General features: G+C 59.0%; 20 protein-coding genes and 1 pseudogene. 8 read left to right on the top strand and 13 right to left on the bottom strand.

All coding sequences use genetic code 11. The annotated features are described in order from the left end of the window. Positions 1 to 66: 66 nt before the first annotated feature. Both D8U73_RS17080 and D8U73_RS17075 read left to right on the top strand, forming a co-directional pair. Positions 67 to 1,047 carry a D-glycerate dehydrogenase gene (locus D8U73_RS17080; RefSeq protein ID WP_130905195.1) on the top strand — a complete coding sequence of 327 codons (981 nt, stop codon included), beginning with the start codon at positions 67 to 69 and terminating at the stop codon, positions 1,045 to 1,047. Positions 1,048 to 1,244: 197 nt separating this feature from the next. Next, entirely contained in the window at positions 1,245 to 1,754 is a 510-nt protein-coding gene (locus tag D8U73_RS17075) for a DUF2165 family protein (RefSeq protein ID WP_130905194.1), read from the top strand. Between the two features lie 12 nt (positions 1,755 to 1,766). On the opposite strand, the gene D8U73_RS17070 is transcribed toward D8U73_RS17075, so the two are convergent. Continuing rightward, a complete protein-coding gene (locus tag D8U73_RS17070; protein ID WP_130905193.1) occupies positions 1,767 to 2,669 on the bottom strand; it encodes a DMT family transporter in 903 nt (300 codons plus the stop codon). A 151-nt stretch (positions 2,670 to 2,820) separates the two neighbouring features. On the opposite strand from D8U73_RS17070, the gene D8U73_RS17065 reads away from it, so the two are divergent. Beyond that, entirely contained in the window at positions 2,821 to 3,696 is an 876-nt protein-coding gene (locus D8U73_RS17065; protein WP_130905192.1) for an AraC family transcriptional regulator, read from the top strand. A 26-nt stretch (positions 3,697 to 3,722) separates the two neighbouring features. Here the strand turns inward: D8U73_RS17065 and D8U73_RS17060 are convergent, their stop codons facing one another. The 5 genes from D8U73_RS17060 to D8U73_RS17040 all read right to left on the bottom strand — a co-directional run bounded on the left by D8U73_RS17060 (position 3,723) and on the right by D8U73_RS17040 (position 7,690). After that, a complete protein-coding gene (locus D8U73_RS17060) occupies positions 3,723 to 4,049 on the bottom strand; it encodes a DUF3325 domain-containing protein (RefSeq protein ID WP_130905191.1) in 327 nt (108 codons plus the stop codon). After that, a complete protein-coding gene (locus D8U73_RS17055) occupies positions 4,050 to 5,627 on the bottom strand; it encodes a PepSY-associated TM helix domain-containing protein (RefSeq protein ID WP_130905190.1) in 1,578 nt (525 codons plus the stop codon). Then, positions 5,624 to 5,929: a DUF3649 domain-containing protein gene (locus D8U73_RS17050; protein ID WP_130905189.1), complete on the bottom strand. Its 306-nt coding sequence runs from the start codon at positions 5,927 to 5,929 to the stop codon at positions 5,624 to 5,626. Before D8U73_RS17050 ends, D8U73_RS17055 begins: the two co-directional genes overlap by 4 nt. A gap of 188 nt (positions 5,930 to 6,117) precedes the next feature. Continuing rightward, positions 6,118 to 6,528, bottom strand: coding sequence for an HPF/RaiA family ribosome-associated protein (locus D8U73_RS17045; protein ID WP_056855085.1), 411 nt, complete (start codon positions 6,526 to 6,528; stop codon positions 6,118 to 6,120). Positions 6,529 to 6,742: 214 nt separating this feature from the next. Beyond that, on the bottom strand, positions 6,743 to 7,690 hold the full coding sequence (locus tag D8U73_RS17040; RefSeq protein ID WP_130905188.1) for a LysR substrate-binding domain-containing protein: 948 nt from the start codon (positions 7,688 to 7,690) through the stop codon (positions 6,743 to 6,745). A 135-nt stretch (positions 7,691 to 7,825) separates the two neighbouring features. On the opposite strand from D8U73_RS17040, the gene D8U73_RS17035 reads away from it, so the two are divergent. After that, positions 7,826 to 9,202, top strand: a complete 1,377-nt coding sequence (locus D8U73_RS17035) for an L-serine ammonia-lyase (RefSeq protein WP_130905187.1) — start codon at positions 7,826 to 7,828, stop codon at positions 9,200 to 9,202. A gap of 244 nt (positions 9,203 to 9,446) precedes the next feature. Continuing rightward, a complete protein-coding gene (locus D8U73_RS17030) occupies positions 9,447 to 9,764 on the top strand; it encodes a DUF3509 domain-containing protein (protein WP_130905186.1) in 318 nt (105 codons plus the stop codon). On the opposite strand, the gene D8U73_RS17025 is transcribed toward D8U73_RS17030, so the two are convergent. Beyond that, complete coding sequence (locus D8U73_RS17025) at positions 9,761 to 10,261, bottom strand: phosphate-starvation-inducible PsiE family protein (RefSeq protein ID WP_056855081.1); 501 nt, start codon at positions 10,259 to 10,261, stop codon at positions 9,761 to 9,763. The genes D8U73_RS17030 and D8U73_RS17025 overlap by 4 nt on opposite strands. Before the next feature lie 276 nt (positions 10,262 to 10,537). Between D8U73_RS17025 and D8U73_RS17020 the strand changes: the two are divergent. Next, a pseudogene (locus D8U73_RS17020) lies at positions 10,538 to 10,777 on the top strand (YebG family protein); the annotation flags it as partial. Positions 10,778 to 10,950: 173 nt separating this feature from the next. Here D8U73_RS17020 and D8U73_RS17015 read toward each other — a convergent pair. Then, a complete protein-coding gene (locus D8U73_RS17015) occupies positions 10,951 to 11,970 on the bottom strand; it encodes a Glu/Leu/Phe/Val dehydrogenase dimerization domain-containing protein (RefSeq protein WP_056855079.1) in 1,020 nt (339 codons plus the stop codon). A gap of 183 nt (positions 11,971 to 12,153) precedes the next feature. Here D8U73_RS17015 and D8U73_RS17010 point away from each other — a divergent pair, with 183 nt between their 5' ends. After that, complete coding sequence (locus tag D8U73_RS17010) at positions 12,154 to 12,957, top strand: transglutaminase family protein (protein WP_056855078.1); 804 nt, start codon at positions 12,154 to 12,156, stop codon at positions 12,955 to 12,957. Positions 12,958 to 13,046: 89 nt separating this feature from the next. Here the strand turns inward: D8U73_RS17010 and maiA are convergent, their stop codons facing one another. From maiA to hmgA, 3 genes are read right to left on the bottom strand one after another with little or no spacing between them, the layout of a single operon-like run. Further along, positions 13,047 to 13,682, bottom strand: coding sequence for a maleylacetoacetate isomerase (gene maiA, locus D8U73_RS17005; protein WP_056855077.1), 636 nt, complete (start codon positions 13,680 to 13,682; stop codon positions 13,047 to 13,049). Positions 13,683 to 13,694: 12 nt separating this feature from the next. Continuing rightward, complete coding sequence (gene fahA, locus D8U73_RS17000; RefSeq protein WP_130905185.1) at positions 13,695 to 14,999, bottom strand: fumarylacetoacetase; 1,305 nt, start codon at positions 14,997 to 14,999, stop codon at positions 13,695 to 13,697. Positions 15,000 to 15,002: 3 nt separating this feature from the next. Next, positions 15,003 to 16,307 (bottom strand): homogentisate 1,2-dioxygenase, encoded by a 1,305-nt coding sequence (gene hmgA, locus D8U73_RS16995; RefSeq protein WP_130905184.1) that lies wholly within the window; start codon positions 16,305 to 16,307, stop codon positions 15,003 to 15,005. Positions 16,308 to 16,471: 164 nt separating this feature from the next. On the opposite strand from hmgA, the gene D8U73_RS16990 reads away from it, so the two are divergent. Next, positions 16,472 to 17,272 (top strand): IclR family transcriptional regulator, encoded by an 801-nt coding sequence (locus D8U73_RS16990; protein ID WP_056855074.1) that lies wholly within the window; start codon positions 16,472 to 16,474, stop codon positions 17,270 to 17,272. Positions 17,273 to 17,311: 39 nt separating this feature from the next. On the opposite strand, the gene D8U73_RS16985 is transcribed toward D8U73_RS16990, so the two are convergent. Further along, the gene (locus tag D8U73_RS16985) at positions 17,312 to 17,635 is read right to left on the bottom strand and encodes a hypothetical protein (RefSeq protein ID WP_130905183.1); all 324 of its coding nucleotides are present in this window, start codon (positions 17,633 to 17,635) and stop codon (positions 17,312 to 17,314) included. 124 nt (positions 17,636 to 17,759) lie between these two features. After that, on the bottom strand, positions 17,760 to 20,309 hold the full coding sequence (locus tag D8U73_RS16980) for a LuxR C-terminal-related transcriptional regulator (RefSeq protein WP_130905182.1): 2,550 nt from the start codon (positions 20,307 to 20,309) through the stop codon (positions 17,760 to 17,762). Positions 20,310 to 20,400: the final 91 nt, after the last annotated feature.

The following is a 20,400-nucleotide window of genomic DNA, read 5'->3' as shown; positions in this document are numbered from 1 at the left end:
TCGCACAAATCCCGCGAAGAATGTTAGCGTGCTCAGCATCCTCCTCCGCCCGACGAGCCTGCATCCATGAAAAAAACCGTCCTCGCCTTCAGCCGCGTCACGCCTGAGATGGTCGAACGCCTGCAGCAAGATTTCGACGTCATTGTGCCCAACCCGAAAAACGGCGACATCAACACCCAGTTCAACGAAGCCCTGCCCCATGCCCATGGCTTGATCGGCGTCGGTCGCAAGCTCGGACGCGCGCAACTGGAGAACGCCGCGAAACTGGAAGTGGTGTCCAGCGTCTCGGTGGGGTATGACAACTATGATGTGGCGTACCTGAGCGAACGCGGGATCATGCTGACCAACACCCCGGACGTGCTCACCGAAAGCACTGCCGACCTGGCTTTCGCCTTGCTGATGAGCAGTGCCCGTCGCGTCGCCGAACTGGATGCGTGGACCAAGGCCGGACAATGGCAGGCCACGGTCGGCGCGCAGCTGTTCGGTTGCGATGTGCACGGCAAGACCCTGGGCATCGTCGGCATGGGCAACATCGGTGCCGCCATCGCCCGCCGTGGCCGCCTGGGCTTCAACATGCCGATCCTCTACAGCGGCAACAGCCGCAAGCCTGCGCTGGAACAGGAACTGGGCGCGCAGTTGCGCAGCCTCGATGATCTACTGGCCGAAGCCGACTTCGTGTGCCTGGTGGTGCCGCTCAGTGAGAAAACCAGGCACTTGATCAGCCACCGCGAACTGGCGCTGATGAAGCCAAGCGCCATTCTGGTGAACATTGCGCGTGGCCCGGTGGTCGACGAGCCGGCACTGATCGAAGCGCTGCAAAACAACCGCATTCGAGGCGCAGGGCTGGATGTCTACGAAAAAGAACCGCTGGCTGAGTCGCCGCTTTACCAGCTGAAAAACGCGGTGACCTTGCCGCACATTGGCTCGGCCACACATGAAACCCGCGAAGCGATGGCCAACCGCGCCCTGGCCAACCTGCGCAGCGCGCTGCTCGGCGAACGACCGCAAGACCTGGTGAACCCGCACGTCTGGAAAGGCAAGAATTAAACCGAGTATTCCTGCAGAAGTTGCCCAAGGCTGCGATTTTTCAAATTTGATCGTTAAATAAAAATCGCAGCCTGTGTCAACTCCTACAAATATGCACAACGACACAACTTGCAATTCAGTACCAAACTTCTTCCCGAGAAAGATAGATAGACTCCGACACAACAATGGCAATAATCGTGCAATCGGAGTGCACTCTAATGAACAACTTCACCACCACCTTAGTTATCAGAAGGAGCAAACTACTCGTCGTCCTGATAGCTTTTTTGTTCGGATTCACTACTTCCATCAACAACTTCACCGACTATGCAGCCTACACCGAGTATATCGGGCGAATCATCAGCATGAGCGATACCACCGGTAATGATTCTCGACTTTACCGGGCCGTCACTCGTCCGCTTTTTCATCATCGTTTTTACTGGGCAATCATAACGTTGGAAGTCATCTTTACCATCAGTTTCCTGGTAGGCGCCTATCAGATATACCGCAAACTTGCAGCACCACGAAGTGAATTCCATGAAGCAAAAAAATTCGCCATCATTGGATTCAGCAGCGCCATTTTCGTTTATCAGGTTTTATATGTAATCATTCTCAACGAGTGGTTCGACATGGAGTCTTCCGTCAATCGTAATGCCTTCTATTGGGCAAGAAGCAATATCGAATACATGTTTTTTGGGCTGATCTATCTGCTGGCGGTGAAGGATAACTGACTCCCTGGCTGTTCATGCCAGTTTCCTCGCCATCGGACTTACACTCGGCTTGGGTTTGCGGAACACCAAGACGTTACCCAACATGACCATCACCAACCCTGCCAGCGCCGGCGCGGTCCACTGATAGCCTTCGGCAATCGCCGAGACGTTCAGCGCCACCACCGGGAACAGCACGGTGCAATAAGCCGCACGCTCCGGCCCCATGCGACCGACCAGCGTGAGGTAAGCAGTGAAACCGATCACCGAACCTGGAATCACCAGATACAGCAGCGAGCCAATGTAGCGCGCATTCCATTCCATCTCGAACGGGATGCCCTTGACCAGGCACCACACCGACAACATCGCCGCGCCGTACGCCATGCCCCAGGCATTGGTCGTCAACGGTCTGAGCCCGGCTTTCTGTTGCAGGCTCGACAACATGTTGCCCGCCGAGAAACACAAGGTGCCGAGCAGCGCCAGACCCAACCCGAGCAAGGTTTGCGGGCTGGCGGTGTGGCCAGCGAGTTCAGGCCAGAACAACAGGCCCAGCCCGAGCAAGCCCAACGCACCACCCATCAACACATTGCGGGCGATTTTCTGGCCGAAGAACACCCGCGCATTGAGGGCGTTCCACAGGGTCGCGGTGGAAAACACCACGGCCACCAGACCGCTGGGAATCCACTGGCTGGCCGTCAGGAAACACATGAAATTGATGCAAAACAGACACAAACCCTGCGCCAGACAAATCAAATGCCCGCGCCGGTTCATCACTTGCAGCTTTCGGCTGAGCAACAACATCGCGAACAGCACCAGTGCGGCCAGGCCGAAGCGATAGACGATCGATACGGGAATCGCCACCACGCCCAGTTGCCATTTCAGGGCAATCCAGGTGGTGCCCCAGATCAGCACAGTCAACAGGTATAACGACAGGTTCATGGCAAAGGCTCCTCGATAGGCGCTCAGTGTCCTGCGCCGTGCCTTTGCGCACTTGCATAAACTTGCGCTTTTGTCAGGCAACTGGCTGGCAGTCGCAGCGCTACAGAGTAGGATGCAAGGCGTTGGAAGCAGGCGTTAGCGAGCAACGAACATGGCCTCACTGGATACCCTACAAGTCTTTCAAGCCCTCAACCGCTCGCCGAATGCTCGCCTTGAGCACAGCGCCGAGCTCGGTGACGGCTTGTCCGCAGCCTTGTGGAGCAACCACCACGACGCCCAGGATTACGAAGCGCCAAGCCATCACACGCTGTCGTGCTATATCGCTGGCGGCACCGGCACCTTTCGCCGTGACCAACCCGGCAACAAGGGTGGCCCCGACAAACTGTGTATCCTGCCCGCCGACCACCAGTCAGGCTGGGTGATCAATGGCGACATTCGCCTGGCTCACCTGTATTTCAGCCCGGAACAATTTGCCCTTGGCTGCGTCACCCTGCTGGACCGCGAACCACGGGAATTGCAACTGCGCGAACGGACGTTTCTCGATGACCCGCAGCAGGCGGTGCGTTTTCGTCAGTTGATCAGCCTCAACTGGGAAGAACCGGGCGAGCGCCTGCTCACCAGCAGCCTGGCCCACGAGATTCTCAGCCACGCCCTGCTCAGTCAGGTCAGCGTGCGACCGGGTCTGCGTCTCAAGGGTGGTTTGGCGGCACACCAACGGCGTTTGTTGGTGGAGTACATCGACAGCCATCTGGATCAAGCCATCAGCCTGGGGCAACTGGCAGCGTTGTGCGCGCTGTCGGAATACCACTTTGCGAGGATGTTTCGTGAGAGTTTCGGCTTGCCGCCACATCAGTACGTGTTGGCACGACGCCTGAACCGGGCGCGGGAACTGTTGCGCTCGACTTCGCAGCCGTTGGGCGAAATTGCCTTGGCGTGCGGATTTGCCAGCGCCAGTCACTTTACCAATCGTTTTCGCCAGAGCCTGGGTGGGACGCCCGGGGAATATCGGCAGGCGTTTTTGCGCTGATATCCAGAGGCTGGCAGATCATCCATTCAATACTGTGCGAACGCGACAATCGGGCTGGCCAGCAAGCTCACACCGGCCAACGCCAGGGCCAGGCGCGGGCGATACGGTATGAGCAACACCAGCAGCAAGGCACTGAGCATCAACACCGCAAACCAATCCACTAACCCGAGCGCCCAGTTCATCGCTGATACCGCCGGCCACAACGAAATCGCCAGCAACACCCAGCCCGCGACTTTCAACCACCGACGCGAGCGCGTTGACGGTTTGCGTCCCAGCAGGTCGGCATGATGGCGGTCCATCGACAAACACAACGCGGTAAAACCGCTATAGCAGAGCAAAAGGGCCAGCAACATTCAGTTCGCCTCTTGCTCAAGGGTGATTGCTTGGGCGCGTTGCCGGACGCCATCGGTCTTTGCGGCGCGCTGCATTTTCCAGGCAGCCCAGGCGAGGAACAGCCCGCTGACCAGGCATGCCAAATCGAAACCGGCCATGGCCCAATCACCTTCAATCAAGGAGCTGCCCAAGTGATACGGCGTGGTCAGTGCATTGAGCAATGGCACGGCGCCAAACAGCAACGCGGCCAACGACAACTGCTCGACCCACGCCGTGCGCCCTCGGCGAGCGATGGCATGCAGCAGGCTCAGCGCCCATAGAATGAAGAAACTGTTGACCTCCCAATTGCCGCGCTCGGCCAACCCGATCGGCAACAAACGGTTGGCCCAGAAAAACCCGGCTACCGCGACGACCAACCCCGACATACCGGCAATATTCAGCACCTCCACCAGCCGCAGTTCGAAGGGCATCACGCTGCTCCTGGCATGTTTGAGCTGCCGCTTGCCAAGCCAGATCACCAGCCCGGTGCCGATCATCGCCGTGCTTGCCAGCCCACAGATAAAGTACAACCAGCGCAACAGCGGTCCGGCGAAATGGCCCATGTGCAAACCGTAGAAAGTGCCGGCGACGGCCATTGGCATGGCTTGCGCCGGGGTCGCGGCGAGCAGTTGCCCGGTCACGCCGTTGAACGTCACGGCGCTGCCGAAATCGTGAACCACGCGGTCTGCACCGCTGCGAGCCAACACCACAGTGGCGTTCGCATCACCCGGATTATTCACCGTCAAGCGCCTGACCTGGCCACCCGCCCATTGCCCGCGGGCCTTTTCCAGCAGCGGTGCCAGGGGCAGCAATGGCGTTGGCTGACCAGCGGCTTTCGCGGTATTGGCCGCTGGAAACACGTCGCTGAAAAACGCCTGCACATCGCCTTTGTACGCCGCCAAAATGCTCGCCGGCATCACCATGCTCATGAAAATCACCAGGCTGCTGTAGGTGATCATCAGGTGAAACGGCAACACCAGCACACCGACTGCGTTATGCCCGTCGAGCCAGGAGCGCTGGCCTTTGCGCGGGCGGAAGGTGAAGAAGTCCTTGAAGATTTTCTTGTGGGTGATGATCCCGCTGATCAACCCGACGAACATCACCATCGCTGCAATGGTCGACAGCCAACGCCCCCACGGATAGGGCATTTGCAGCTGGAAATGGAAACGGTAGAAGAACTCGCCGCCCTGGGTGTCCCGGGCCTGCACCTCACGGCCGGTTTGCGGATCGAGCAATTTTGCCGTGAGTTGGCCGCGCTCACCGGGCTTCGCCGGTGCCTGTTGCCAGCGTACCGAGAGTGCCGGTTCGCGGGCGCTGGGCAATTCAATGATCCAGCGTGATGCGCCGGGAGCCTGTTGCTGAAGGTAATCCTGGGCAAGGGACAGGCTCGATTCGGTGGACACCGACCGCGCGGGGATTTCCGGCTGCATCCAATGAGTGGTCTCATCCTTGAAATAGGCCAGTGTGCCAGTCAGGAAAATCGCAAACAGCAGCCAACCGAAGAGCAAACCGGCCCAGGTGTGCAACCAGGCCATTGCCTGGCGAAATCCCTCTTTCATGATTGCCCCATCCAGTAAGCCAGCCCTGCCAACGCCACCAACAGCAGGCCTGTCAGGATCAACCCGACCCAGGCTCGCCACGCTGTTCGACAAGCAAAGCACCAGATCACCGCAAGCAGATAGACCAGGAAGGAACTGAGCATTCCGGTCACCACCGCTTCGGCGCGGGCCATTGGCACCCACAGCGTCAGGCAGACACTCGCCAGCGCCGAGACGACATAGCCGCCAAGCACGGCAGCCAGCACACGTGATGTGACCGCCAGTCGATAGGAAACGGGGAGCGTCTTGCTTGTGGCTTTCATGTTGCGACCTTGGAACCTGGTGAGGCGGCGTGAATATCACGTGGCCAGCAAGGCGCAATACTAATGATAAAGATTCTTATACGCAAAAGAAGTGAAGCCGTGATCTCTTGCTCAGTGAATCCTGAAAACAAAACGGGCCTGCAATGCAGGCCCGTTTCGGTGGGAAAGTAAAAACAGTGAATCAGGCTTCAACCGTTTTGCGCAGCCTGTTCGTTTTCAAGAAACTCTTCTTCCAGTAGCACATCGGCGTGAGCCCTGCGCTCGAACGGCACCACAGCGGCTCGTGGTTTGCCTCGCAATTTGCCGAACAGATGTTCCAGCGCATGTTCGAGTTTTTCAGCGGCTCCATCGATCGCCAGTTCCAGGCTGGCGGCTTTATGGGTGACGGAAATCGGTTGGTGGCCTTTTGGCCGCGCTTCCAATTGGCAGCGCAAATCGTGGGGACCCGGCTTGTCGCCGTTCTCGTCCCGCAGGTGAACCTCGACGCGTGTCAGGTCCTCCTCATATCGTTCGAGCGTGCTCTCAATGGTAGTACGTACCCACTCCTCCAGTCGTTTACTGCCTTGAATATGGTTATCGCTATTGACTTGGATTTGCATAGTTCATCCCTTATTTCAGCTAGCTCGCGAGAGGCCGGTCAGCTAAGCCCTTGGGCGTCATCACCGTGACCTCTTACTTACACAATCGGTCTGTACGCTGAACAATTCAACCCCTAAAAAAAGATAAATTTCTAATCGCAAAAAAAGCCGGACAACTGGCAAAAGCGCTGTTAAGGTCGGGAGTTGGTTCGGTCCGCCCCTACGTAATAATTGCTCACATCTGCCGCTCGCCCAGCGGATGCAAACCGCGAAAAATCCCCGCTTCTTCCACCAGCCAGTCATGCACCGCACGCACGCCCGGATGACTCAGCGCCCCCGGCGCATAGAGCACCATGTAGCGTTTATGATTAGGCACCGTCAGCCCAAACGGCACGATCAATGCGCCGCGCTCCAACTCATCGTTGAGCAGCGTTCGCCGGGCAATGGCAACGCCCATCCCGGCGATGGCCGCTTCGATAGTCAGGTGATTGCGATTGAACGTGTGACCGCGACGCACATCGGCTCCTTCGAAACCGATGGCGTTGAGATAGAACTCCCATTCGGCGTATTCATAACTGCCACGCCAGGCTGTGATGTCATGCAGCAGTGGAAAGTGCATCAAGTCCGCCGGCCCATGCAGCGGCGGGCGACCGCGCAGAAGGCCCGGTGCACAGACCGGAAAAATCTGTTCGTCGAGCAAGGCTGTGGATAACAGTCCCGGATAACTGCCGTCGTTGAGGTCGATGGCCAAATCGAAATCGCCCTCATGCAACGGCACGCTGCTGTCCTCGGCCACCAGGCGCAACTGGATGTCCGGAAACCGCTGCTGCAATCGCGGCAAGCGTGGCGTCAGCCATTTGCTGAGGAACGATGGAATCGAACGCACGCGCAAGGTGCCGCTGATCATGCCGGCGTCCAGTCGACGCAATTCCGCATCGATGCTGCCGTAAGCCTCATTGACGGTGATGGCCAGTCGCTGGCCTTCAGCACTCAACTCCACGCCCCTTGCACGTCGATGAAACAAGCGAAAACCCAGGCGCTCTTCAAGCTGGCGGATCTGCTGGCTGACCGCCCCCGGCGTGATGTGCAGTTCTTCCGCACAACGGGTGAACGACAAGTGCCGGGCGGCGCAGGAAAACACCTGTAGCCACACGTAGGTCTGGGCGTGCAATTGACGGCTCATTGTTTAGTCCTGCTAAAGGCTGTCTTAGGAAGTTTCGTTGGTCACGCAGGACCGAGGCAGGCAGTATCGCTGAAAGTGCGCTTGTCCTACAAAAATGGCAGCGATTCATCTTCCATTGCAGGAATAGGCTTTAGCATGGCTATCAGTGTTTTCGATCTCTTCAAAGTCGGCATCGGCCCATCCAGCTCTCATACCGTGGGTCCGATGCGTGCAGCTGCGACCTTCTCCCAAGCGCTGGTCGATCAACATTTGCTCGCCGATGTGCGGCGAGTTGAAATCCGTCTTTACGGCTCCCTGTCGGCAACCGGCGTCGGCCACGCCACCGACCGCGCCTGTGTCATGGGCTTGATGGGCGAGTGGCCGGACAGCATCAATCCCACGTCCATCGACAGTCGAATCCAGACCCTGCGCGAAACCGGCGAATTGTCCCTGGCAGGCCAGGTGACCATCGCCTTCGACTGGGCACACGATCTGCTGCTGCTTGACGAAAGCCTGCCCTACCACCCCAACGCCATGTCCCTGACAGCCTTCGGCGAAACCGGCGAGCTGTTTGAACAGACGTATTACTCGGTTGGTGGCGGTTTCATCATCGAAGCGGCTGAAGCCGAATCCGGGATCTCACCGGCCAGCGAAGTGCTGCTGCCGTACGATTTTTCCAGCGCCGTCGAATTGCTTCAGCTGTGCAACCAGCACAACTTGCGGATTTCCGAATTGATGATGGCCAACGAACGGGCCTGGCGCAGTGACGCCGAAATCCGCCAGGGCTTGCTGCATATCTGGTCGGTGATGCGCGAGTGCGTCGAGCAGGGCTTGAACCATGAGGGCATCCTGCCGGGCGGTCTGAATGTTCCTCGTCGCGCGGCGAAATTGCACCGTAGCCTGCTGGAAATCGGCAAACCGAACGTCATCACCTCGACCCTCTCGGCGATGGAATGGGTGAACCTGTTCGCCCTCGCCGTGAACGAAGAAAACGCCGCCGGCGGGCGCATGGTCACCGCACCGACCAACGGCGCGGCGGGCATCATCCCGGCGGTGTTGCACTACTACATGAAGTTCAACCCGGATGCTTCGGACGACGATGTCGTGGCGTTCTTCCTGGGCGCGGCAGCGGTAGGCATTCTGTGCAAGAAAAACGCCTCGATCTCCGGCGCCGAAGTGGGTTGCCAGGGTGAAGTCGGCTCAGCCTGCGCCATGGCTGCCGCTGGCCTGGCAGAGGTGCTGGGCGCCACGCCGGAGCAACTGGAAAACGCCGCGGAAATCGGCCTCGAACACAACCTCGGCCTGACCTGTGACCCGGTGGGCGGGCTGGTGCAAGTGCCGTGCATCGAACGCAACGCGATTGCCGCCGTCAAGGCGATCAACGCCACGCAAATGGCTCTGCGCGGCGACGGCAAACACTTCATTTCCCTGGATCGGGTGATCCGCACCATGCGCGACACCGGTGCCGACATGCACGACAAATACAAAGAGACCTCACGCGGCGGCCTGGCGGTGAACTGGGTAGAGTGCTGATCGTTTTCGAGGCGCATCACGGTTTAATGCCCTGAATCGTGCAGGCAAAAAGAAGGCGGGCCACAGTGCCCGCCTTCTTTTTGCCGTGATCATTGTCCGACAATCCAGTCGGCATGCCCCTTGCTACATCCCTGTTGGAACAATGATGGCGATATGGCCGTGAAATGGCCGGTGGTCCGGCGTTGCGAACCAACCCGATCACGGCCGGTCAACAACTGCACGTTCAATCAGGCGGTGACGCATCATGGACAACCCCTTTCAGCTCATTACCGATGCCTTTGCAGCGGATTACCAGATCAACCTGAGCATTCAGGGCCTGGACGGCAGCATCATGCTGACCCTTTCCAACAGTGGGCGCGTAGTCGCCAAGCGCATGATCAGTGCCGAACAACGCAATGACCCCGAGCGCCTTAAACGACTGGTGCAAAGCATCCAGTTCGGCATCGCCATCGAACAAGGCCACAGCGCCGTGGCCGTCCTCGAATCCATGACCGATGGCGGCACGCGCAGCCTGCCGCCACCCCCAGCCAAAGGGCGCCCGCGCCCCACCATGGGCCTTTAAAGCTCGCCCTTCTCCACCTCCGGGTGTTCACTGGAACCCGCACCGATCTTGCGGTGCGGGTTTTCTATCTTCACCGACGGAAACTGCGATGAAGCGTAACGCACCACCAGAATCGCAAACGCCAGCAGCAGAATACCGCCACACAGGTAGATGATCCCCAGGTCCGGTGGATTGTGGTGCGACACGTTGGATATCAACAGCCGCGTCAGCGCAGTGATCGCCACGTAGATCAGGAAACGCACCGGCATGTGGTTGGTCTTGAAGTAAATCCCGACCATCGCCCCCAGTTCCAGGTAGATGAACAGCAGCAGGATGTCATCAATCTTGATGTGCCCCTTCTCAAGCATCCCGAGAAACTCCATCACCGCCGCCCACGCGGTCACCGCACCGATGGCGAACAGTGCGAGGTAATGAAAGGTTTCGACGAACAGGTTGCCCAGGGACTCAGCCAGTTGATGCACATTCTGCCGCAGCTTTTCGGCCCAGTTGATTTTCACGATGATGTTTCCTTAGGTCGGCTCGACCGGATAATGCGGGTTGGACGTGACGGTTTTCCGCATGCAGAAAAAAGGCCACTGCATGATGGCGAGCGGCCCGCAATTGCGCGCCGTGGCGTTTGGTCGCACCTTGGGTGCCCTGCACCTGACAAACCCTGAATCCGGACTACATTAAAAAGCCACTACCCAAAGCAAAGGGATTCGCTTATCCTTTTCGCTGTATATAGATACAGTAGTCGAAATCGACAACCAATGTGAAGGCATGTGAGGTGGTGAATGGCCGTCGAAGTGGTATACCGCAGCAGCCGAGATCTGGAGCGCTTGTTCATGGATAAAGCCGAAGCTGACCGTCATGACAAAATGCTCGAACTGGCCGAGTTGCTGGCTGAAGTGTTGCAAAAAGCCGTTCCGTCCCTGACCGAGCAGCAAGTGGAAGAAGCCGGGATCTACATGGCGAAAAATCGCGATGTCTTCGCCAAGGCATTCAAGAGCCAGCCGGACGCCCTGTCCGAATTGCTGAGCGCACCGGCTGAAATCGCGCCAACGGTCGAAGCGGTTGAAGCCGAAGAGCCGGCACCAGCGGCCAAACCGGCCAAGGCACCGAAAGCTGCGAAGTGACATGCGAATTGAATAGGCCCTGAGTCGAATGACTCAGGGCCTTTTTCATTTTCCAGACTCAAAGGTTCTTGTTATCGGTACAGCACTTTCTCGGCCAACTCATCGGCCACCCGCGCCGGTGAACGTTTCTCCGCCTGGGCATGGGCAAAGACTTCAGTAAGTCGCGTGCTGATTTTCGACAAATGTGCGGTGATGGTCGACAGCTCTTCACCACGGTGTTTGAGCGAAACGTAGATCAAGCCACCGGCATTGATCACGTAATCCGGTGCGTACAGGATGCCGCGTCGCTCAAGTTGATCGGCGACGTCCAGGTGCGTCAGCTGATTATTCGCCGAGCCCGCCACCGCCGAACAGCGCAATTGCGTGACGCTATGACTGTTCAGCACCCCGCCCAGACCACACGGGGCCAGAATGTCGCATGGCGTGCTGAGCAATGCATCGTTGGCAATCGGATGCGCGCCAAGTTGCTCCATGGCCAGTTGCACTTTGCCGTGATCGATGTCGCTGACCAGCAACTCGGCACCCGCGGCATGCAGCTGTTCCGCGAGGGCGAATCCGACATTGCCCAGGCCCTGAATAGCCACACGCAAACCTTCTAGATTGTCGCTGCCCAAGCGGGCCATGGCGGTGGCGCGAATGCCGGTGAATACGCCCATCGCCGCATGCGGCGCAGGATCACCCGCCGAGGTCGTGCTGGTGACGTGCTGGGTCTGTTGCGCGATGCAATCCATGTCCGCCACGGAAGTACCGCTGTCGATGGCCGTGATGTAGCGTCCGTCGAGTTGATCGATACAGCGTCCGAAAGCTTCGAACAGCGCCCCGCGGTTCGCGACATGGGCAGGCCGGACAATCACCGCCACCCCGCCCCCCTGGGCCAGGCCGGCCAGTGCCGCTTTGTAACTCATGCCTTGGGCAAGGCGTATGGCATCCTCGACAGCAGACTCGTCGCTAGGGTAGGCAAGGTAACGACAGCCGCCCAGGGCAGGTCCCAGTCGGCTGTTATGGATGGCAATGACCGCCTTCAACCCGGTGACCGGGTCAACGCTCAGGTGCAGCGATTCAAGGCGAGTGCTTTGCATGAGAGCAAACATCGTAAGGCTCCCGAATCACTTCTTGTAGTCGCCAGTATAGGCTTGCGCCCAAAAATTGCAGAAGCGCACCGGAATAAGCGACGCAGCTGTAGAGTCTTTCGGAAATAACCTGTTGTTGCCCCTGCAAGGCACTGGACGAATAGCGGAGACGGGGCTAAAACGAGGCATTGCCCGGAGATTTCAATGACGCCGCGACAATCGTTTTTCGCTTGCCTGCAACGTTCACCGCCCGCCCTGTTCGAGGCGGCGCTGTGGATTTGCGTCGAACATGACAGCGAAGTGTCCCCCGAGGCAACGCTGGAAAAGGTGCGAGAACTGCAACAACGAGCCAGCGGCGGCTTGCCAATGCTGCCGGTGAGCGAGCTGGCGCAGCCGTTGCTGCGGCGCATGAATGATCTGGGGTTCGCGCAGGACGATGCCACACCCTTGCGGCCGCAAGCAGCGTTGATCCATAAAGTGTTGGAACGCCGACGCGGGCAACCGCTGGCCCTGGGGCTGATTGCGCTGGAATTGGCCAGAGGCCTGGAAATTCCCTTGGTCGGGGTAAACTTCCCCGGCCATTTTCTCTTGCGTGTGCCCGGTGCCGATCACTTGCTCGATCCCTGCGGCGGTCGCCGACTCTACCCCAACGACTGCCGCGAACTGCTGCAGCGCCAGTACGGCCCGAACATCAAGCTCAGTGCCGAACACCTGGTGACAGCCGAACCGGTGCAGATGCTGCAACGGCTGTCGCGCAACCTGCGCCAGTTGCACCTTTCCCACGACGATTACATTGGTGCCCTGATCGACGCCGAGCGCGTGCTTGAACTGGGTAACGCCAACGCCGCCGACTACCTGGCCCGCGCCAGTCTCTACCAACGCCTGGACTGCCCGAACGCCGAGCGCTTCGATCTGGAGCATGCGCTGTTGCTCAGTGACGACCCGATCCAGCGCATTCGCCTGACGGAACGGCTTGGGCATTTGCCGCCCAACTCAATCGTCCACTGAAAACAAACCTTTGTGGGAGCGAGCCTGCTCGCGATAACGGCGATCCATCCAAGACCGTAATCGCGAGCAGGCTCGCTCCTACAGAGGTGTTACGGCGTGTCCGGTTGGTTTGCCGGATGCGCCTTGATGAACGCCGGATGCGTGGCTGCCAATGCCGCCACCCGACGAATTCGCGGGTACGCCTCAAGGGAAATGTTGAAACGCTCAGCGGCATACAACTGTGGGATCAGGTAAACATCTGCCAATCCGGGCTGCGGGCCAAAGCAGTAGCCTTGCTCGCCGATCAACTGCTCCACGGCCGCCAGCCCCTGGCCGATCCAGTGCCCGATCCACTCCATCACCTGCGGTTCATCATGGCCCAATTGCCGCAGCCGATTGAGCACGCTGACGTTGTGCAATGGATGCACGTCGCAACCGATCAACGCTGCCACACCGCGCTCATGTGCACGAGCGACAAGGTCTTTGGACAGCAGCGGCACCTGTGGATAACGTTCCTCCAGGTACTCGATGATCGCCGGTGACTGGATCAGCAACGCGCCTTCTTCAGTGCTCAAGGCCGGCACCCGGCCTTGGGGATTGAGGGCCAGGTACGGCGGTTGGCGGTGTTCGCCACCGGGCTGCGCGATCAGGTTGATCGGCAGCGCCTGATAGTCCAGCCCCTTGAGCGCCAACGCGATGCGCACCCGATAGGACGATGTAGAGCGGTAGTAGGTATAGAGTTCCATGCTCCGTTCCTCTCAGCGCGCCGGCAGCACTTTGCCGCGGCACTCGCCGAAGCCGATGGACGCGAAGCCCTCGCGAGTGCATCGGCCACGCAGGATGATTTCGTCACCGTCTTCAAGGAACTTGCGCACCTCGCCCGACGCCAGCTCGATCGGTTTTTTACCGCCCTCGGTGATTTCCAGCAGGCTGCCGAACTGACCGTTTTCCGGCCCCGACAAAGTTCCCGAACCGAACAGGTCACCGGCCTGCAATTGGCAGCCGTTGACGCTGTGATGCGCGACCATTTGCGCCACGGTCCAGTACATGTATTTCGAATTGCTCAAGGTCAGGCGATGAGCCGGCAGGTTCTGCTCGCGCATGGCTTCGGTCAAGAGCAAGACTTCCAGCTCGATATCGAAACCGCCTGCAGCCTGATCACGTTTGTCGAACAGGTACGGCAGTGGCTGCGGATCACCTTCCGGGCGCGCAGGCTGGGCGCGACGGAAAGGCTCCAGCGCTTCAGCGGTCACGACCCATGGCGAGATGCTGGTGATGAAACTCTTCGACAGGAATGGCCCCAATGGCTGGTATTCCCAAGCCTGGATATCCCGCGCCGACCAGTCGTTGAGCAGGCAGAATCCGGCGATGTGATCGGCGGCGTCACCGATGGCGATCGAGTCGCCCATTTCGTTGCCCTGACCGATCCAGATGCCCAGTTCCAGTTCGTAGTCCAGACGTGCGCACGGGCCGAAGGTCGGCTCGGTCTGGCCGGCCGGCAGGGTCTGGCCTTTCGGGCGGCGTACGTCGGTGCCGGATGGACGAACAGTCGAAGCGCGGCCGTGATAACCAATCGGCACATATTTGTAGTTCGGCAGCAGCGGGTTGTCGGGACGGAACAGTTTACCGACGTTCTGCGCGTGCTCGATGCCGACATAGAAGTCGGTGTAGTCGTTGATCTTCGCTGGCAGGTGCATCTGGCAATCCGTCGCCAGCGGCAGCAGTTTTGCGCCTTGGGCTTCGATCTTGCCGTGCAGCGTGCTGCCTTCGCTCAACAGTTCCAGCAAGCGTTCGCGCAGCGCCACACGAGCGGCGCTGCCCAGCTCAAAGAACGCATTCAATTGACCGCCACGGGTGGCTTCGACGGCAGCTTTCGCGGCGCCGTCGAACAGGCCGGCATCCAGTGCGGCTTCCAGGTCGAAAATATGCTCGCCGATGGCCACGCCGCTGCGTGGCGCCGAACCCTTCACGCTGAACACGCCCAGCGGCAAGTTCTGCAGCGGGAAATCCGCGTGGCCGTTGGCGGAAGCAACCCAGCTGCGAGTGATGGAAGTCTGCGTCATGGGTTATCTCCGGGTCGGGTCGAAAGTGGCGGGCAGCGTAGCCCAGCAAGCGTCGTAGGTGGTTTGCAGTTGCGGGCAATCAAGGGCGAACCGGCTCGGGCGCAAGACCTGGCTGGTCTCGAACATGAAGGCCATGGTGTTATCGATTTTCGCCGGTTTGAGCTCAGCGTTGATCGCTTTGGTGCAGGTTTCGCCATCGGGGCCGTGGGCGCTCATGCAGCTGTGCAACGACGCGCCACCGGGTACGAAGCCTTCGGCCTTGGCGTCGTATTCGCCTTGGATCAGGCCCATGAACTCGTTCATCAGGTTGCGGTGGAACCATGGTGGACGGAAGGTGTTTTCAGCCACCATCCAGCGCGGCGGAAAGATCACAAAATCGAGGTTGGCCAACCCATGGACACTGGTCGGCGAAGTCAGCACGGTGAAGATCGACGGGTCCGGGTGATCGAAGCTGACGGTACCAATGGTGTTGAAACGGCGCAGGTCGTACTTGTACGGCACGTTGTTGCCATGCCAGGCGACAACGTTGAGCGGCGAATGATTGAGTTCGCAGGCCCACAATTGTCCGAGGAACTTTTGGACCAGGGTGGTCGGCTGCGCAAGGTGTTCGTACGCCGCGACGGGGGTCAGAAAGTCCCGTGGATTGGCCAGGCCGTTGCTGCCGATCGGCCCGAGATCCGGCAGGCGCAATGGCGCACCGTGGTTTTCCGCGATGTAGCCACGCGCTTGCGGATCAAGCAGCTCGACACGAAATTTCAGGCCCCGGGGCAGTACGGCAATTTCCAGGGGCGCCACTTCCAGCACGCCCAGTTCAGTGGCAATGCGCAAACGCCCCTGCTGTGGCACCAGCAGCATTTCACCGTCGGCATTGAAGAACACCCGCTCCATGGAGCGATTGGCGAGGTAGTTGTAGATGCTGATGCCGGCCGGTTTTTCGGCGGAGGAGTTGGCCGCCATGCTCACCAGGCCGTCGATGAAGTCGGTCGGCTCAGCGGGAATCTCAAGTGGGTTCCAGCGCAGGCGATTGGGCGTCACTTCACCCAAGGGGCCACCGGCCAACTGTCGGTCGAGTTTGACGAATGCCGGGTGATTGGCCGATGGCTGAATGCGGTACATCCAGGTCCGCCGCGCTTCGCTGCGGGCCATGGTGAAAGCGGTGCCGGAGAACAACTCGGTGTAGAGGCCGTAAGGGGCTTTTTGCGGGGAGTTCTGGCCGACGGGCAATGCACCGGGGAGCGCTTCGCTGCTGAATTCGTTGCCGAAGCCTGACTGATAAGCCAACGCCTGGGCGGTTGAATCGGGGTTCATGGAGCCTCCTGAACGGGAGTCGACGGTAACCGATCGCTCTGTTGCAGCGCTCATGGCACGTCTGGGTTATTTTTATCGTAATCCAATTACGCATAACGTAATTTGATTGGTATTGACCGTCAAGCTATAAAGACGCCCATTCGTCCCGGGATCACAGCACCAACATGGAAAAGCCCAGCAGCGACAGCAACGGCAAACAGAAAGTCCGCTCCGCCGAGGTGGGGACCGACATCCTCAAGGCGCTGGCCGAGTTGTCGCCCTCGACCTCTCTTTCGCGCCTGGCCGAACACGTGCAGATGCCGGCGAGCAAGGTTCACCGCTATTTGCAGGCGCTGATCGCCAGCGGCTTTGCCGAACAGAACGCGGCGACCAACCATTACGGCCTGGGCCGTGAAGCCTTGCGCGTTGGCCTTGCGGCCCTCAACGCAATGGATGTGCTGAACGTCGCCGCCCTGCCCTTGGCCGAGCTGCGCGATGACTTGAATGAAACCTGTTTTTTAGCGGTGTGGGGCAATCAGGGCGCGACCGTAGTGCGCATCGAACCCGCGGTGCGTGCGGTTACGGTGGTCACACAATTGGGCTCGGTATTGCCCTTGCTCAGTTCTTCGACTGGCCTGGTCTTTGGCGCATACCTGCCCAAGCGCGAAACCGTTGAGCTGCGCGACCGGGAATTGCAGGAGCATGCCAGTCACGCGCTGGCAGATGAGCAGGCTTACACCCTGTTGTGCGAGCAGATCCGTGCGCGGGGCCTGCATCATGTGCATGGCTTGTTGATGCCGGGGGTGGACGCCTTGTCGGCACCGGTGATGAACGCAATGGGAAATGTCGTGGCCGTGTTGACCGTGGTCGGCCCGACGTCGCTGTTCCACGCCGACGAAAATGGCCCGGCCGCGCAGCGCTTGTTGTCCGCAACACGCGCCGTCAGTTGGCGAATGGGCTATGAGGCAAAAACACCCGGCGCTTGAATAGCGGTTGTGCCGGCACGCGCCGGCACAACGGCTGAATCAAACTACAGATTGAATTTGGAACAGCTCTGCAATATCTGCACTAATACCGTTTACTTCGTCAAACTCCAGACCTTTGAAACGATGTATCGAATCAAATGTATAGGCTTTGACAAACAAACCTAGATGGTCGCCCTCAAAGTAAGGAACTTCGCCGTCCTGCAATTTCAGATACAAGGCCCATACCAGCGTTTGCGAGTAAGTGACCAGTGGTTTTTCAAGCGAAAAAACGCCATTGATGTAAACGTCGTCAACATCAATTCCACGCCCGCTGAGCCTTGCATGCAATATGGCACGCACTCGCTCGATATTTAATTCTTCCATGATTGAATAACCTGTTAATTAGAGTTGATAACGCCAGACTCAAATCATGGTTGCCTATGTCTGAGTCCTGCCAACATCTTAATTAAAACCATCATCGTTGCACCCAAGGGAGTGTTTGCATTCATTACTCCCGGGAAATCAATCCCAGCTTTTTTGCTATCGCTACTGCTTGAGTGCGACGCTCTACACCTAACTTGCTGTGGATTCGCCGCGCATGGGTTTTCACTGTATGTAATGAAATGAACAATTGTTCGGCAATCTGCTGGTTGGAGTTGCCTTGGGCAATCAGGCCAAGTACTTCCAGTTCCCGCCCGCTCAATGGATTGTCGTCGATTGTTGCCGCAGACTCGTCGTCCATGCCGTAACGGCTGAGCAAGGTCGGTTGGCGCAGGCGCAGTTCACACAAGGCCTGTTGCAATTGCCCACGCCCTGCCAGCTTCAGGCCCGCCAGCAATGCCGATTTCGCCAGATCGGTTTCGCCCGTCAGGTCCGCTACTTCGCAGATCGCCAACTGCAACTCCGCTTCCAGCGCCAGCATTGAATGTTGCTGAGCGTGAACGAGCAGGTTGTTGAGTCGTTCGAGCGGTTGTTGCGCCTCCTGCAGTCGGGTTTGGGCAAGCACCAGTAAATACTCGACACGGGCAATCAGCATCACGGTCGCGGGAGGGGCCTGGCGGGCATGCGTTCCGCGATAGTGACGCAACACACGGGTCAACGCTTCGCGAGCCAATTGCGGGCGTCCCTGCTGCAACCAGAAATGACTGCTGATTTGCAGCAATACACCCCGATAAACCGTTTCGGGAATCTGCCGCTGCTGCATCAAGCGCTCGGCATCGCGCAATCGATCGAAAGCGAGGGCGTAATCGCGTTGGTTGGCGGCCAGTTGGGCCTGCCCCAGAAAACCATACAACGCACGCTTGTCCTGGCTGTGCAGGCAGTCTTGCAAACCAGACTGGAAGAATTCGGCAGCCACCTCTTCCTGCCCCTGACATAGCGCCAGTCGCCCGCGCTGCAGGGCGATCCTGCCCAGCAACGGCGTCGGCCGATCGGCCTGTCGACTCAACAATGCGTGGATATCGGCCAACAAGCTTTCGGCTCGCCGCGGCGCACCTCGCTGCTCCAGCAACTGGGCGTGATCAAGTTCAAGCAAGCCTTCAAACAGCAACGAACCTTGCGCACGGGCCAGACACAACGCCTCACGATTGCAGGCCTGCGCAGTATCGAGTTCGGCGTTGAGCAAGGCTTGTTGAGTCAACCCGGACAAACACAACAGCCGTGCGGGCCAGGCATCCGGCGTCAATTCAGCCAGCGCGTCAATAAAGTGTGCACGTGCCGCTTCCATGCGCCCCAGCAAATGCAACAGCCAACCTTGTTGTGCCTGCCAGCGAGCCAGCAATTGCCGCTGAAGCGTGGCGGTCGGTTGTGGTGCGAAACGGGCCAGTTGGCCAATGCACTCGGCAGCCTGATCGAAGCGCCCGGCGAACAACAACGCCGCCGTGATCAGTCCCACCAACTGCGGCGAACCGAGGGTCAACTCTTCGCCCTGTCGCTCATGCAGATTCAACAACAAGCGCACGTTTTCTCGCCGGAACAAATGCTCAAGACTGAAGTGCTGCAACAGAGTGACGGCAACCTCGAACTCTTCAGCCAGCAGCGCTTGTTCGAACGCCCCCTGCCAGTCTTCCTCGGCGCAAAACCACTGACATGCGCGCCGATGCCAGGCACGCCCCGCCGAACCTCGCTCGTCGCCCACGGCCCGGGCCAACGGCACAAAAACCCGCAGCCACTCGCTGGAGTCTTCCCATGGCTCGATGAAACAGCCCATGTCCTGCAATTGATGCAACCATTGCGCCCCTTCACCGGCGCCGAACAGATGCTCGCAGAGGCTGGCGTTGAATCGCGGCAAACGCGCCAGTACCTGCCAAGCCTCAATCAGTTCAGGGGCCAGCGCGCTGAACAACTCATGGTGCAAATAATCGAGCAGTGTCGCCGAGCGCTCCTGTTTGTTCTGCTCGGCTGCCCACTGGCAGGCATCCAGCAAGGCAATGCGCACACCGGCACACCAGCCTGCACTGCGCTGAATAATTCTGCGTGCTGTATGCGTGGCCATTGCTGGCTCGACATGACTGAGCAAATGCTGGACTTCACACTCGGTAAACGCCAGCGCGCGGGCCTCGCATTCGTACAACTCATCATCAAGCAACAGCCGGGGCCAGTTGCATTGTGGACGTCGGCGCGAGGCCAGCCACCAATTCAATGTCGGGCTTCTGACAGCCAGTAAACGATCCAGAAAGCGATCGAGTTCGGGGTTGGAAACCCGGCAATAATCGTCGATGAAAAGCCAGGTTGGCACCTGCAAACGGGACAGGTACTCCAGCAAAAAAGTCTCATCGGCCGAAGCCAGACCCAGCGCATGTGCAAGGCGTTGCCGGAAAGCGGCGATACCCAGGGATTCCCCGGCCATCGGCAACCAACACACCCGGCAATCCACCGGCGCACGTAACAGGCACTCGGTGAGCAGCGCACTCTTGCCGCTGCCCGCCGGTGCGCAGAGCAACTTCACTCGAGCCGTCGAGGCCAGCAATGGCTCGACCAAACGCTCTCGAGCCAAATGATGGGAGGACAGGCGAGGCAGGAATCCAGGACGGTCCAGACACAATGTCATGGCAGTCATAGTGATGCGCCTTGTTATTGTTGTGGCGCCACCCTAGCCCCCTCCCGAGCGCTTGTTGAAGAAGTATTCAGCACGCTGATTTGCGGCCATA

Source organism: Pseudomonas sp. Sample_22, assembly GCF_004307635.1.
Classification (GTDB): domain Bacteria; phylum Pseudomonadota; class Gammaproteobacteria; order Pseudomonadales; family Pseudomonadaceae; genus Aquipseudomonas.
The sequence above is the reverse complement of the archived record's forward strand: the minus strand, read 5'-3'. Positions and strand labels throughout refer to the sequence as shown.

Bases quoted from the DNA above. Each gene is read 5' to 3' on its own strand.
- D8U73_RS17080 (WP_130905195.1), top strand. From the start codon at position 67: ATGAAAAAAACCGTCCTCGCCTTCAGCCGCGTCACGCCTGAGATGGTC.
- D8U73_RS17075 (WP_130905194.1), top strand. From the start codon at position 1,245: ATGAACAACTTCACCACCACCTTAGTTATCAGAAGGAGCAAACTACTC.
- D8U73_RS17070 (WP_130905193.1), bottom strand. From the start codon at position 2,669: ATGAACCTGTCGTTATACCTGTTGACTGTGCTGATCTGGGGCACCACC.
- D8U73_RS17065 (WP_130905192.1), top strand. From the start codon at position 2,821: ATGGCCTCACTGGATACCCTACAAGTCTTTCAAGCCCTCAACCGCTCG.
- D8U73_RS17060 (WP_130905191.1), bottom strand. From the start codon at position 4,049: ATGTTGCTGGCCCTTTTGCTCTGCTATAGCGGTTTTACCGCGTTGTGT.
- D8U73_RS17055 (WP_130905190.1), bottom strand. From the start codon at position 5,627: ATGAAAGAGGGATTTCGCCAGGCAATGGCCTGGTTGCACACCTGGGCC.
- D8U73_RS17050 (WP_130905189.1), bottom strand. From the start codon at position 5,929: ATGAAAGCCACAAGCAAGACGCTCCCCGTTTCCTATCGACTGGCGGTC.
- D8U73_RS17045 (WP_056855085.1), bottom strand. From the start codon at position 6,528: ATGCAAATCCAAGTCAATAGCGATAACCATATTCAAGGCAGTAAACGA.
- D8U73_RS17040 (WP_130905188.1), bottom strand. From the start codon at position 7,690: ATGAGCCGTCAATTGCACGCCCAGACCTACGTGTGGCTACAGGTGTTT.
- D8U73_RS17035 (WP_130905187.1), top strand. From the start codon at position 7,826: ATGGCTATCAGTGTTTTCGATCTCTTCAAAGTCGGCATCGGCCCATCC.
- D8U73_RS17030 (WP_130905186.1), top strand. From the start codon at position 9,447: ATGGACAACCCCTTTCAGCTCATTACCGATGCCTTTGCAGCGGATTAC.
- D8U73_RS17015 (WP_056855079.1), bottom strand. From the start codon at position 11,970: ATGTTTGCTCTCATGCAAAGCACTCGCCTTGAATCGCTGCACCTGAGC.
- D8U73_RS17010 (WP_056855078.1), top strand. From the start codon at position 12,154: ATGACGCCGCGACAATCGTTTTTCGCTTGCCTGCAACGTTCACCGCCC.
- maiA (WP_056855077.1), bottom strand. From the start codon at position 13,682: ATGGAACTCTATACCTACTACCGCTCTACATCGTCCTATCGGGTGCGC.
- fahA (WP_130905185.1), bottom strand. From the start codon at position 14,999: ATGACGCAGACTTCCATCACTCGCAGCTGGGTTGCTTCCGCCAACGGC.
- hmgA (WP_130905184.1), bottom strand. From the start codon at position 16,307: ATGAACCCCGATTCAACCGCCCAGGCGTTGGCTTATCAGTCAGGCTTC.
- D8U73_RS16990 (WP_056855074.1), top strand. From the start codon at position 16,472: ATGGAAAAGCCCAGCAGCGACAGCAACGGCAAACAGAAAGTCCGCTCC.
- D8U73_RS16985 (WP_130905183.1), bottom strand. From the start codon at position 17,635: ATGGAAGAATTAAATATCGAGCGAGTGCGTGCCATATTGCATGCAAGG.
- D8U73_RS16980 (WP_130905182.1), bottom strand. From the start codon at position 20,309: ATGACTGCCATGACATTGTGTCTGGACCGTCCTGGATTCCTGCCTCGC.